The sequence below is a fragment of the Robertmurraya korlensis genome (assembly GCF_023715225.1).
Classification (GTDB): Bacteria; Bacillota; Bacilli; order Bacillales; family Cytobacillaceae; genus Robertmurraya_A.
Genome location: NZ_JAMBNS010000021.1, coordinates 40867 through 53590, shown reverse-complemented (window position 1 = coordinate 53590; position 12724 = coordinate 40867). Strand labels below are relative to the sequence as shown.

General features: G+C 37.1%; 14 protein-coding genes and 1 rRNA gene. 13 read left to right on the top strand and 2 right to left on the bottom strand.

Annotated elements, in window-relative coordinates; all coding sequences use genetic code 11:
- Window positions 1-91, top strand: a 5S ribosomal RNA gene (gene rrf, locus M3175_RS23605); the annotation flags it as partial.
- A gap of 97 nt (window positions 92-188) precedes the next feature.
- On the opposite strand, the gene M3175_RS23600 is transcribed toward rrf, so the two are convergent.
- Window positions 189-392, bottom strand: a complete 204-nt coding sequence (locus M3175_RS23600) for a sigma factor G inhibitor Gin (protein WP_251524250.1) — start codon at window positions 390-392, stop codon at window positions 189-191.
- A 219-nt stretch (window positions 393-611) separates the two neighbouring features.
- Between M3175_RS23600 and M3175_RS25220 the strand changes: the two genes are divergently transcribed.
- From M3175_RS25220 to rsmI, 9 genes are all read left to right on the top strand, one after another.
- Window positions 612-2042, top strand: a complete 1431-nt coding sequence (locus tag M3175_RS25220) for an aminotransferase class I/II-fold pyridoxal phosphate-dependent enzyme (protein WP_251524248.1) — start codon at window positions 612-614, stop codon at window positions 2040-2042.
- Between the two features lie 27 nt (window positions 2043-2069).
- Window positions 2070-2705 carry a dTMP kinase gene (gene tmk / locus M3175_RS23590; RefSeq protein WP_251524246.1) on the top strand — a complete coding sequence of 212 codons (636 nt, stop codon included), beginning with the start codon at window positions 2070-2072 and terminating at the stop codon, window positions 2703-2705.
- Between the two features lie 156 nt (window positions 2706-2861).
- Window positions 2862-3191, top strand: a complete 330-nt coding sequence (darA, locus tag M3175_RS23585) for a cyclic di-AMP receptor DarA (protein WP_119706193.1) — start codon at window positions 2862-2864, stop codon at window positions 3189-3191.
- 14 nt (window positions 3192-3205) lie between these two features.
- Window positions 3206-3646, top strand: coding sequence for a YaaR family protein (locus tag M3175_RS23580; RefSeq protein WP_251524244.1), 441 nt, complete (start codon window positions 3206-3208; stop codon window positions 3644-3646).
- A 12-nt stretch (window positions 3647-3658) separates the two neighbouring features.
- On the top strand, window positions 3659-4666 hold the full coding sequence (gene holB, locus M3175_RS23575) for a DNA polymerase III subunit delta' (RefSeq protein ID WP_251524242.1): 1008 nt from the start codon (window positions 3659-3661) through the stop codon (window positions 4664-4666).
- Entirely contained in the window at window positions 4659-5468 is an 810-nt protein-coding gene (ricT, locus tag M3175_RS23570) for a competence/sporulation regulator complex protein RicT (RefSeq protein ID WP_251524240.1), read from the top strand. The genes holB and ricT overlap by 8 nt, the downstream gene beginning before the upstream one ends.
- 31 nt (window positions 5469-5499) lie before the next feature.
- Window positions 5500-5877, top strand: a complete 378-nt coding sequence (gene yabA / locus M3175_RS23565) for a DNA replication initiation control protein YabA (RefSeq protein WP_119706197.1) — start codon at window positions 5500-5502, stop codon at window positions 5875-5877.
- Between the two features lie 70 nt (window positions 5878-5947).
- Window positions 5948-6733, top strand: coding sequence for a tRNA1(Val) (adenine(37)-N6)-methyltransferase (locus tag M3175_RS23560; protein ID WP_251524239.1), 786 nt, complete (start codon window positions 5948-5950; stop codon window positions 6731-6733).
- On the top strand, window positions 6711-7586 hold the full coding sequence (rsmI, locus tag M3175_RS23555) for a 16S rRNA (cytidine(1402)-2'-O)-methyltransferase (protein ID WP_251524237.1): 876 nt from the start codon (window positions 6711-6713) through the stop codon (window positions 7584-7586). The genes M3175_RS23560 and rsmI overlap by 23 nt, the downstream gene beginning before the upstream one ends.
- A 39-nt stretch (window positions 7587-7625) precedes the next feature.
- Here the strand turns inward: rsmI and abrB are convergent, their stop codons facing one another.
- The gene (abrB, locus tag M3175_RS23550; RefSeq protein ID WP_066059282.1) at window positions 7626-7910 is read right to left on the bottom strand and encodes a transition state genes transcriptional regulator AbrB; all 285 of its coding nucleotides are present in this window, start codon (window positions 7908-7910) and stop codon (window positions 7626-7628) included.
- 461 nt (window positions 7911-8371) lie between these two features.
- On the opposite strand from abrB, the gene metG reads away from it, so the two are divergent.
- The 3 genes from metG (at window position 8372) to M3175_RS23535 (ending at window position 12706) form a co-directional block, all read left to right on the top strand.
- Window positions 8372-10330 (top strand): methionine--tRNA ligase, encoded by a 1959-nt coding sequence (metG, locus tag M3175_RS23545; RefSeq protein ID WP_251524235.1) that lies wholly within the window; start codon window positions 8372-8374, stop codon window positions 10328-10330.
- A gap of 183 nt (window positions 10331-10513) precedes the next feature.
- Entirely contained in the window at window positions 10514-11281 is a 768-nt protein-coding gene (locus M3175_RS23540; protein ID WP_251524232.1) for a TatD family hydrolase, read from the top strand.
- Window positions 11282-11521: 240 nt separating this feature from the next.
- Window positions 11522-12706, top strand: coding sequence for a resuscitation-promoting factor (locus tag M3175_RS23535; protein WP_251524263.1), 1185 nt, complete (start codon window positions 11522-11524; stop codon window positions 12704-12706).
- The last annotated feature ends 18 nt before the right edge of the window (window positions 12707-12724 follow it).

Sequence of the window (12724 nt, the reverse complement as noted above, 5' to 3'; positions counted from 1 at the left end):
CACCCGTTCCCATACCGAACACGGAAGTTAAGCTTTTCAGCGCCGATGGTAGTTGAGGGTTTCCCTCTGTGAGAGTAGGACGTCGCTAGGCAAAGAAAAAAGCACCTGAATGGGTGCTTTTTTTGTTATGCGTATAAATATTTAGATAAAAAAAGCACCGATTAAGGTACTTTTCACGGGTTCATATATTAGGAGAATATCTCAGGCTTATTAATTTTTCTAAGTTTTGATATATAATATTTATATTTTGGGTCTGTTGTTGGTGTCGCTACTAAACTTCGTTCACACTCAACACAAATAAATGAAGTGTATAGATGTATTCCTTTCGGTTTGGACTGCTCGCAAACAACACAAATTTCCCCCAGCTGTTTTATAGCTATAATCGGTTCCAAATAACTCCACCTCCATACACCTATTGTTACCAAGATCCACTATTTGTATACAATTTTTCGAATAATCTTTTCGGTAGATTGCTTGAATACTATTTTATGTTTGATAAGTTAATCGTTGTATGTCTACATGGGTACTTATTAAAAATAAATAAGAATTAAAAGGGCTAGTTTGTTAAAATAGACAAGTATGATACTCGAAATAGATAAGAGGGACGTTATGTGAATCAAAAACAAACCCCATTATATGATGCATTAATTCAACATAAAAATAGAAAATCAATTTCCTACCATGTCCCGGGGCATAAAAATGGAGAGGTATTTTTAAAAGAAGCTCATCCAGTATTCCAAAACATTTTAAATGTGGATGTAACTGAATTATCAGGTTTGGACGATTTGCATTCTCCTAGTGAGGCAATTCTTGAAGCAGAAACTTTGTTAGCCGACTATTATGAGGTGAAAAAAAGTTTCTTTCTTATAAACGGTTCAACGGTTGGTAATTTGGCTATGATCCTTTCAGCTGTAAGTGAAGGTGATGAAGTTCTTGTTCAAAGGAATTGTCATAAATCAATCATGAACGGACTGAGCTTAGCTAATGTGAGACCAATATTTATAGCACCAGAGTTTGACACAGAATGGCAAGTAGCCGGAGGACTTACATTAAATAGTATTAAAGAAGCAGTAAAGAGCCATTCACAGGTCAAAGCACTAATTGTTACCTATCCAAACTATTATGGAATGGTAACGAACTTAAAGGAGATTATTACTTATTGCCATGAACGTAACATGATTGTTTTAGTGGATGAAGCTCATGGTGCACATTTTAAAGGAAGCAAGAAGCTTCCAGTGAGTGCGACAGAACTAGGTGCGGATGTGGTGGTACAATCTGCACACAAGACCTTGCCAGCAATGACCATGGGATCCTACTTGCATTACAATAGTGAAAGGGTTGACCTGGGAAGATTAAAGATGTTTCTCCGTATGTTACAATCTAGTAGTCCATCTTATCCAATTATGGCTTCTCTTGACCTTGCTAGAAAGTATATTGCAACATATGAGGAAGAAGACTTACAATATACTCTTCAAATGATCTCTCAGTTTAGAGAAAAAATGAATCAGATTCCATCCATTAAGCTTCTCTCATATAAAGGTGAAGGAGATCCTTTAAAAGTAACGATCCAATCAAGAACAGAATTATCTGGTTTTGACATGCAGTCAACCTTAGAGGAGTTTGGAATCTTTACAGAGCTAGCAGATGAGCATAATGTACTTTTTATTTTTCCACTCTTAAAAAGAGGGGATCTCTATCCTATAGAGGATGTATGGTATGCAATAAAAAAAGGAATTGGAGAAAATAAAGCCTCTGAAAGAAACTTTCAGAAGTTAACTAAGGGAAATTCCATATCAACTTTACAAATGTCATATAAGGAACAGCAAAAAAAGAAAGTAGAAATCATCCTTTTGTCAAAAGCAGTTGGAAGAGTATGTGCAGAGAGTGTTATTCCTTATCCTCCTGGCATCCCGTTATTATTACCGGGGGAATCAATAAAAAGTGAAGATATTGAACAGATTTACAGCTTATTAGAGGCTGGATCGAGATTTCAAGGTGGAGAAAATATAACGCAGCACAACATAAAAGTATATCAATACTAGAAACAAGTGAATTAGTTGGAGGGTATTATGAGTAAGGGTTTATTTATTACAATCGAGGGTCCTGAAGGTGCTGGAAAAACAACTATTATTGGCATGCTAGCAACAGCTCTAATGGAACGAGGTATAAAGGTTATAGTAACAAGAGAACCAGGTGGTATTCCGATTGCTGAACAAATTCGGGAAGTCATATTAAATAGAGAAAATACAGCCATGGATGCGAGGACAGAAGCATTACTATATGCAGCAGCAAGGCGTCAACATTTAGTTGAAAAGGTATTGCCGCATCTACAAGAAGGTTCTATCGTTTTATGTGATCGGTTTATTGACAGTTCATTGGCATATCAAGGATATGCAAGGGGACTTGGAATGGATGAAGTGTATAACATTAATCACTTTGCCATTGAAGGCAGGATGCCAGATACTACTTTTTATTTTGATATTGATCCTGAAGTTGGTTTGGACCGAATTGGTCAGCATAAAGGAAGAGAAGTAAACAGACTTGATTTGGAAGAACTTCATTTTCACGAAAAAGTGAGAGAAGGATATCATCTCCTCCAAGAACGGTTTAAGGATAGAATCATAATGATTGATGCATCACAATCTGTAGAACATGTTTTTCAGCAAGCTTTAAATAGCTTATTAAAAGTGTTAAATAAACAATAAGAGGGAAAGTGTCTTACAAGTTAAGACACTTTATTTTTTTAGTAATCCTTGAATTTCCTATTTTAGTTTATAGGTTAGAGCATGGTACAACGCTAATTACCTGTTATAATAAAGGTAATAATTCAGAATATATTATACCGCTAAGGGGTGGATGATATGAAATTAATTTTAGCAGTCGTTCAGGACCAAGATAGTAATCGGTTATCCAATGCTTTAGTTGATAATAATTTTCGTGCAACAAAACTTGCTACTACAGGAGGATTCTTGAAATCGGGGAATACTACCTTTATGATTGGAACGGAAGATATACGTGTAGAGAAAGCCTTACAGATTATAAAGGATAATTGTAAATCAAGAGACCAGATGGTGGCTCCTGTTTCTCCCATGGGAGGGAACGCAGATTCCTATGTTCCATTTCCAGTCGAAGTAGAAGTAGGAGGAGCTACAGTTTTTGTATTACCTGTTGAGCAATTCCATCACTTTTAATAGCGAGGTCACCTATGAAGATAAATCAGGATATTCGTTTAAATACAGATAAGATTCGCTCCGAACAAAAGGCAGCGACAAATACGAGTTTAAAATTTAATGAGCTTGTTCAAAAACAGGATCAAAAAATGCAAATCGGGCAACTTCAAAATCTTCTAAAGGATATTGAGAGCGCGGGTGAAAGGTTGTCGAGGTCAAGAACATTCAAAGACCTCTCAAAGTATAAGACCTTAGTCAAAAGGTTTGTGAAGGAAGCAGTTGATTTTGGCATGGACTTAAAGCAGTCACATAGCTGGAATCAGTACGGTCAAGGAAGATCGTTAAAGATTGTTGAGACGATTGATGAAAAGTTAGTGGAGTTAACCGAGGGAGTACTTGAAAAGGAAGGAAACTCTATAGATTTACTCGGTAAAATTGGTGAAATAAAAGGTCTTTTAATTAATTTATATACGTAAGTGAGTGAGACGATGCTTAAAACTTGGGATGAGATGGATCAAGTGCAGCCGATGGTTGGTAAGCTATTAAAAAACAGTATACAAAAGGATAGGTTAGCTCATGCCTACCTGTTCGAAGGTATGAGAGGAATCGGGAAAAAAGAAGCTAGTTATTTATTAGCTAAAAGCCTTTTCTGCTCTAGTCCTATCGACAACTATATCCCATGTGATTCATGTAGTAATTGTAAAAGGATTACAAGTGGGAATCACCCTGATCTCCATTTGTTAGAGCCAGATGGCCTTTCGATAAAGAAAAAGCAAATACAAGATTTACAAGAGGAATTTTCAAAAACTGGTGTGGAATCAAAGAAAAAAATGTACATTATAGTGCATGCGGATAGAATGACAGGGAATGCAGCCAATAGTTTACTAAAGTTTCTAGAAGAGCCGCATTCAGAGACAACGGCTATACTATTAACGGAGGGTGCTCAGCAAATTCTCCCTACTATTTTGTCCCGTTGTCAGATCATTAAATTCCAGCCTTTCTCTCCGGCTATATTAATAAAGAAATTGGATGAACATGGGGTAGAAAGGACAAAAGCTCCTATTATTGCCCAACTTACCAATAATTTAGATGAAGCTTTAGAGCTAAGTCATGACGATTGGTTTGCACAAGCTCAAAAAATAGTGTTAAAATTATATGAAGTGCTAAAAAAGAACCCACTCGAAGCTTTGGTGATGCTTCAAGAGGAATGGTTTTTACACTTTAAAGAAAAAGAACAGTTTGATCAAGGTTTAGACTTACTTCTTCTATTATATAAAGATTTACTATATTTACAGCTTGAGAAATCAAGCCAAGTCGTTTATGTTAGTGAAATGACTCGTCTGCAGCATTATGCTCTCCATGCATCGGGAAAGCAAGTTGCAGATGGAATGGCAATAATATTGGAGGCAAAAAGAAAGTTGCAAGCCAATATGAATCCCCAGCTCCTAATGGAAGAGCTGGTGTTACGATTGCAGGAGGGATCTTCATTTGTATAATGTAGTGGGAGTACGCTTTAAAAAAGCGGGTAAAATATATTATTTTGATCCCGGAGATCTCTTAATTCAAAAGGATGAATTTGTTATTGTTGAAACAGTAAGAGGCGTCGAGTATGGCAAGGTAGTTATTGCTCCGAAACAGGTTGATGAGCATGATGTTGTGCTTCCTCTTAAGAAAGTCCTTAGAATTGCTGATCAAAAGGATCGTTTAATCGTTGAAGAAAATCGTTTTGCGGCGAAGGAAGCATACGATGTTTGCTGTGAAAAAGTATCTACACATCAACTGGATATGAAACTAGTGGATGTTGAATATACATTTGACCGAAATAAAGTGATTTTTTATTTTACAGCTGATGGTCGCGTTGACTTCCGTGAGCTTGTTAAAGATTTAGCGGCTATATTCCGTACAAGAATTGAACTTCGTCAAATTGGTGTTAGAGATGAAGCGAAAATGCTTGGTGGTATTGGTCCATGTGGTAGAATGCTATGCTGTTCGAGCTTTCTAGGTGATTTTGATCCTGTATCTATAAAAATGGCAAAAGATCAAAACCTCTCATTAAATCCTACGAAAATTTCAGGGTTATGCGGGCGTCTGATGTGCTGTTTAAAATACGAAAATGATGAATATGAGTCAGCAAAAGAGCTACTACCTGATCTAGGCCAAGTCATCACTACACCACAAGGTCCTGGAAGAGTAGTGGGGTTAAATATACTGGAAAGAGTACTCCAGGTTGAACTAGCTGATCATGAGCGTGTCCTCGAATATACTCTCGATGAAATATTAAAGGAAGGCGCTGTATAGATTCAATCCACAGATTAATGAGGTGGAAGGCGTGAATAAAAAAGAAATTTTTGATTCAGTAAGCAATATGGAAGCCCAAATTGGGCATCTATATAAGCAATTAGGTGAGTTAAAGAAACATTTAGCTGAAACGCTTGAAGAAAATAACTCCTTAAAGCTAGAGAATGAGCACTTAAGGAAACACCTTGATCGAACATCCATCGAGAGGCAACAGCAACCCAAGGTAAGTAAAAGCAAAAAAGGTAAAAAAGCAGAGGAGACTCAGAACGAAAAAATTGTTGATATAGGCGAAGGATATGATAACCTTGCTCGCCTTTATCAAGAAGGATTTCATATCTGTAATCTTCACTTTGGAAGTCCTAGAAAGGATGACTGTTTGTTCTGCTTATCCTTTTTAAATAAAAAGTAAGACGGTCTCCTTTGACAAGGGGGCTTTTTTTTCGGAGAATAAAGGAATTGAGGTAGGAGGTCAACACGATATGTTAAAAGGCGACGAACGTTTGGATTATTTATTAGCTGAGGACCTTCGGATTATCCAAAGTCCAACGGTTTTTTCATTCTCTCTAGATGCTGTATTATTAGCCCGATTCGCTTATATGCCTATTCAGAAAGGAAATGTCATTGATTTATGTAGTGGAAATGGGGTTATTCCTCTCTTTTTAAGCACACGAACAAAGGGGAATATAACTGGAGTAGAAATACAGGAACGTCTGTATGATATGGCGGTAAGAAGTGTTCAATACAATCAGCTTGATCAGCAAATTGAAATGATCCATGGAGATATTAAGGACATGCCAAAGCGTCTTGGTCATGGGAAATTTGATGTGGTTACATGCAATCCTCCTTATTTTCTGACTGATGGAAAAGAAGAGAGAAATGAGAATGAGCATTTAGCGATTGCCAGACACGAAATTCTATGTACTTTAGAAGATGCCATTTCTGTATCTAGTCAGCTTGTAAGACAAGGTGGAAAGGTGGCATTTGTACATCGCCCTGGACGATTGTTAGATATCGTGACTTTAATGAGACATTATCGTTTAGAACCAAAGCGAATACAATTGGTTTACCCAAAGGTTGGTAAAGAAGCCAACATATTATTAGTGGAGGCAATCAAGGACGGTAACCCAGATCTAAAAATACTCCCTCCTATGTTTGTTTATCATGACAACAACGAATATACTGATGAAGTGAAACAAATATTGTATGGAGAATATGAAGGGAAAGAGGAAGTGGGTGGTCTTCATGTGGGAACAAAAAAGCTTTGAAAATGAGGAGAATAAAGGGATCCTATATTTGGTTCCTACTCCCATTGGAAATTTAGAGGATATGAGTTATAGAGCGGTTCGAATGATGAAAGAAGCGGATTTCATAGCAGCAGAAGACACTCGAAATACAAAAAAGCTATGTAACCACTTTGAAATTGATACACCAATCGTTAGTTACCATGAGCATAACCGGATGGTAAGTGGCGCAAAATTAATCGAAAAGCTAAAGGGAGGAGCAAAGATTGCTCTGGTTAGTGATGCAGGAATGCCAACCATTTCAGATCCTGGTTATGAACTAGTAGTAGAAGCAACTCATGAAAAGATTGCAGTTGTCCCTTTACCAGGAGCTAATGCGGCATTAACTTCGCTTATAGCATCAGGCATACAAACACAGCCCTTTTACTTTTATGGATTTCTATCACGTCAGAAAAAGGATAGAAAAAAAGAGCTTGAATTACTAAAAAATCAAACAGCGACAATGATCTTCTATGAGTCACCCCATCGGTTGAAAGAAACACTTCTTCAAATCGAGGAGGTTTTAGGGAACCGACAGATGACCTTATGCAGAGAATTAACCAAAAAATTCGAGGAGTTCATTAGAGGGACTACCTCTGAATTGGTGGAATGGTCTACTCAAGGAGAAGTTCGTGGAGAGTTTTGTATAATAATAGAAGGAAACAAGGAAGAAGCAGTTGAAGAAGAAAGCTGGTGGGAGAGTTTAACTATTCCTCAGCATGTGGAGCACTATATGACTGTTAAAGGACAATCATCTAAAGAAGCCATAAAAGAAGTGGCAAAGGATCGAAATTTACAAAAGCGTGAAGTGTATCAGGCGTATCATATTCCAGAATAAGAAAAAGCTTCTCTTTATCTGAGAAGCTTTTTGTTGAAATTATTTAGATACTTGAAAATTGTTTTGGATTTCTTGAAGTAGTTGTTCTGCACCTTCACGGCTAAGAATTAACTTTCCGCCTGCTAGTGTGATATTATCATCAGAAACTTCACCAGTTACTTGGCAAGTCATGTTTGGCTTGTATTTTTTAAGAATGATACGCTCATCGTCAACGTAAATTTCTAACGCATCCTTTTCTGCAATTCCAAGTGTACGTCTTAATTCAATAGGAATAACTACACGACCAAGCTCATCAACTTTACGAACGATACCAGTAGATTTCATAATTTTTTAGCTCCTCTCAAATCTCCATTTTATTTATTTTTTTCTATCTCTTATTCGCCATTATTCGACAAATTTCTTTTATGTTTTTATAATACCAGCCATTCCCAAAAACGTCAATAACTTTATATCTGATTAAATTAGAAAATATTAGCATTTGAAAAACATTGGTATATCAACGTTTTTAAGGAGAGTTAGGATGTGTATTATATTTTTTAAAAAGAAAGAATGAAAAAATGTTTGTCGACAAATGGTCATAATCTAATACATCATTCGACAAGAAACAACAAATGTTGTTCTTTGAAAGTAGGTATAAACGCTAGGGAAAAGTGGAAAAGGCTATATAGTTGATTATATTGCACATTTCTTCATTATTAGGTATATTTTGAGGAGATAAGAGGTTATGCTGACGAGTATAAGAAGTGACTCGATTCAGAATGATAATCGGATGAGGAGTGAGTGATTTGGATGAGAAAAGGAAGACATTTTATTTAACAACACCAATTTATTATCCTAGTGGAAACTTACATATTGGACATGCATATACAACGGTAGCTGGAGATGCGATGGCTCGTTATAAGAGGTTACGTGGGTTTGATGTCATGTATTTAACGGGTACTGATGAACATGGCCAGAAAATTCAACGTAAGGCAGAGGAAAAAGGAATTACTCCTCAAGCATACGTTGATGATATTGTAGATGGAATTCAGGAACTCTGGAAGAAGCTTGACATTTCGTATGATGATTTTATTCGGACGACACAAGACAGACATAAAACGGTGGTTGAGAAGATATTTACTCAGCTTCTTGAGCAAGGGGATATTTATCTTGATCAATACGAAGGCATGTACTGTACTCCATGTGAATCTTTCTTTACGGAAAGACAATTAAATGAAGGAAATTGTCCTGACTGTGGTAGACCTGTAGAAAAGGTGAAAGAAGAATCTTACTTTTTTAAAGTAAGTAAGTATGCAGATCGCTTATTGCAATACTATGAAGAAAACCCTGCGTTTATCCAACCTGAGTCTCGTAAAAATGAGATGATTAATAACTTTATTAAACCAGGATTAGAAGATCTTGCTGTATCGAGAACGACGTTTGATTGGGGTGTTAAGGTACCAGGTAATCCAAAGCATGTTATTTATGTATGGATTGACGCTTTGTCCAATTATATTACTGCTTTAGGTTACGGCACCGAGGATGCTTCTAAATATGAAACGTATTGGCCAGCCGATGTCCATTTAGTGGGGAAGGAAATCGTTCGTTTCCATACGATCTATTGGCCAATTATGCTCATGGCGCTAGACCTACCACTCCCTAAAAAAGTGTTCGCTCACGGTTGGCTTCTCATGAAAGATGGAAAAATGTCTAAATCTAAAGGGAATGTGGTAGATCCAGTAACATTAATTGATCGTTATGGACTTGATTCCCTTCGCTACTACTTGTTAAGAGAAGTTCCATTTGGAGCAGATGGGGTCTTTACACCTGAAGGGTTTGTAGAAAGAATTAACTTTGATTTAGCCAATGATTTAGGGAACCTGTTGAATCGTACAGTTGCTATGATCAATAAGTATTTTGATGGAACGATTCCAAGGTACCAAGGTTCAAAGGGTGAATTCGAGGGACAACTTCTCCAAGTAAATGAAGAAACGGTGAAAAAGTATGAAGAAGCAATGGAGAAGATGGAGTTTTCAGTTGCTCTTACAGCACTTTGGCAGTTAGTTAGCCGAACAAATAAATTTATTGATGAAACATCGCCTTGGGCTTTAGCAAAAGACGAAGAGAAAAATGACGAGTTAGCAAGTGTTATGGTTCATTTAGCTGAAACACTTAGACGAGTGGCTATTTTGCTTCAGCCATTCCTAACAAAGACACCAAAAGCAATATTTAAGCAGCTTTCTATTGTAGATAGTAATCTTCAGTCCTGGGAAAGTCTCGAAAAGTTCGGGATAATTCTAGAAGGTACAAAGGTGGAGAAAGGTGAACCTATTTTCCCACGACTTGATATCCAAGAAGAGGTGTCTTTTATTAAAGAAAAAATGCAATCGACTGTAAAACCTGCTGTAGAAGAACCTAAAGCAGAAGAAATTCCAGAGGTTGAGGAAATTACAATTGATGACTTTATGAAGGTTGAATTGCGGGTAGCACAAGTAGTAGAAGCAGAGCCTATTAAGAAGGCAGATAAACTATTAAAGCTACAGTTAGATCTTGGTTTTGAGCGTAGACAGGTGGTTTCGGGAATTGCTCAATTTTATAAACCAGAAGAATTAGTTGGACAAAGAGTCATTTGTGTGACGAATTTAAAACCGGTAAAATTACGTGGTGAATTATCTCAAGGAATGATTCTTGCAGGTCAAAAGGATGGAATCATGTCGTTAGCCACTGTGAGTGACAGTCTTCCTCTAGGAGCAAAAGTGAAATAAGGAATAAAGTCTTACTAAGATAAAACATAGAAATGTTTCACGTGTAACATTACACATGGCTCATTCCTATGTTTTTCTTATCTTTCTGTTAAAATAAGCGAATGAGTGAAAGAAAATTAGATATTTAATAGTGGAAATATAAAAATTATATATGTAACGAAAAAATAATATTGGAGGAAATAAATGCTATTTGATACACATGTACATTTAAACGCGGAACAGTTTTCAGACGATTTAAATGAGGTAATTGACCGAGCTAGAATGGAAGGTGTCCAATACATGGTGGTTGTAGGATTCGATCGACCGACCATTATAAAGGCAATGGAATTAGTTGAAGAATATGATTTTATCTATGCAAGTATTGGTTGGCATCCTGTTGACGCAATTGATATGCGTGATGAAGATTTAGATTGGATTGAGGAGCTTGCGAAACATCCTAAAGTGGTAGCTATCGGAGAAATGGGACTTGATTATTATTGGGATAAGTCACCAAAAGACGTACAACAAGAAGTGTTTAGAAAGCAAATACAGTTAGCTAAAAAACTGAAACTGCCAATTGTCATTCACAACCGAGAGGCAACAGCAGATATTGTTACAATCTTAAAAGAAGAAAATGCTGCTGAGGTAGGGGGCATTATGCATTGTTTTAGTGGAAGTGTGGAGGTCGCAAAGGAATGTGTAGATATGAACTTCTATATATCCCTTGGTGGACCGGTTACATTTAAGAATGCAAAAAAGCCGAAAGAAATCGCACAGGAGATTCCGTTAAATAAGCTTTTAATTGAAACAGATTGCCCGTATCTTGCCCCACATCCATATAGAGGGAAAAGAAATGAACCAAGTTATGTAAAGTTAGTGGCAGAACAAATTGCTGAACTAAAGGACCTTAGTTATGAAGAAGTTTCACAAGTAACAACAGAAAACGCAAAAATATTATTCGGCATAAACTGATAAGGAAACCTGTCGAATAAAATAAAAGCTTGTCCGAATCTTTTCTTTTTCTAAAAAGTTCTACATGTCTCCTTTCTCTCATAGGATAACCGTGTCGACAACTCTCTCTTTCTTTTTTGAAATCTATTAGTCATAATAGTGAGTACGTTCAGAGGAAAATCCTGAGGGTTGACAGGCAACAAGATACTTTATATAATCACTCCATGAGAAAAGGAGGCGTTTTTCATCGTGATTCAAAGCATGAAAAACCTGTTTTCCAGGTCTTTGAGGACAAAGAAGTGGGCCGTTATCTCTGCTAGTTTCATAGTTTTTACAACAGCAACGGGGTTTACAGTTTATGAAACAACCAAAGAAACTGTTACCATGACACTAGACGGCAAAGAACGTATCATCAAGACACATGCAGCCACAATTGAAGGTATTTTCGACGAACTTGACATTGATCTTCGTTCAGAGGACTATGTGTTTCCCTCGGAAAACACAAAGGTCAAAGACAACTTAAAGGTTGTATATAAACCTGCGAAACAGGTCCAAATGGTTAAAGACACCGAGGAAAAAGCAGTTTGGTCTACAGCGGATACTGTAGAAGAGTTCCTAAAGGAACAAGAAATTATACTTACTGAGCACGATAAGGTTACACCTGATTTAGACACTGCAATCAAGAAGGATATGAACATTGAAGTAAACATTGCGTTTCCATTCAAGTTAAATAACGGTGGTACAGAAGAAGAAGCATGGACTACTACTTCGACTACGGTCGCTGACTTTTTACTACAACAAGGAATCACTCTAGGAGAACTAGACCGTGTAGAGCCTGAAAAAGACTCAGTTATTCAGAAAGATGCTGTTGTTAGCATCGTCAAGGTTGAAAAAGTCACCGATGTAGTGGAAGAACCGATTCATTTTGCAGTTGTTACAAAGAATGATAGTAATCTATCAAAAGGTACAGAAAAGGTAGTAACTCCTGGTCAAGAAGGACTGATGACAAAGGAGTATGAGGTGGTATTAGAGAATGGCAAAGAAGTCTCTAGAACGCTTCTAAAAGAAACACAGGTTAAAGAGAAACAAGATAAGGTTGTAGCGGTAGGAACAAAGGTGAGTAACCAAATCGTATCACGTGGTAGTGACAGTGCTAGCAAGGAGTTCTTTGTTACATCCACTGCTTATACTGCAAGTTGCAATGGCTGCTCTGGCGTTACGGCAACGGGATTGAATCTTCATGCTAATCCAGGTGCAAAAGTGATTGCAGTTGATCCAAGTGTGATTCCACTAGGAACAAAGGTATATGTAGAAGGCTATGGCTATGCAGTTGCAGCTGATAAAGGATCGGCAATTATAGGGAATAAAATCGATGTGTTTTTTGCGTCGAAAGCAGATGCCTATCGTTGGGGTCGTAAAACCGTCAAAATTAAAATTCTTAACTAATTCATTTATGCAGGGGGG

Coding starts and splice junctions, on each gene's coding strand:
- tmk (WP_251524246.1), top strand. CDS start 2,070: ATGAGTAAGGGTTTATTTATTACAATCGAGGGTCCTGAAGGTGCTGGA.
- darA (WP_119706193.1), top strand. CDS start 2,862: ATGAAATTAATTTTAGCAGTCGTTCAGGACCAAGATAGTAATCGGTTA.
- M3175_RS23580 (WP_251524244.1), top strand. CDS start 3,206: ATGAAGATAAATCAGGATATTCGTTTAAATACAGATAAGATTCGCTCC.
- holB (WP_251524242.1), top strand. CDS start 3,659: ATGCTTAAAACTTGGGATGAGATGGATCAAGTGCAGCCGATGGTTGGT.
- M3175_RS23560 (WP_251524239.1), top strand. CDS start 5,948: ATGTTAAAAGGCGACGAACGTTTGGATTATTTATTAGCTGAGGACCTT.
- rsmI (WP_251524237.1), top strand. CDS start 6,711: ATGTGGGAACAAAAAAGCTTTGAAAATGAGGAGAATAAAGGGATCCTA.
- abrB (WP_066059282.1), bottom strand. CDS start 7,910: ATGAAATCTACTGGTATCGTTCGTAAAGTTGATGAGCTTGGTCGTGTA.
- M3175_RS23540 (WP_251524232.1), top strand. CDS start 10,514: ATGCTATTTGATACACATGTACATTTAAACGCGGAACAGTTTTCAGAC.
- M3175_RS23535 (WP_251524263.1), top strand. CDS start 11,522: ATGAAAAACCTGTTTTCCAGGTCTTTGAGGACAAAGAAGTGGGCCGTT.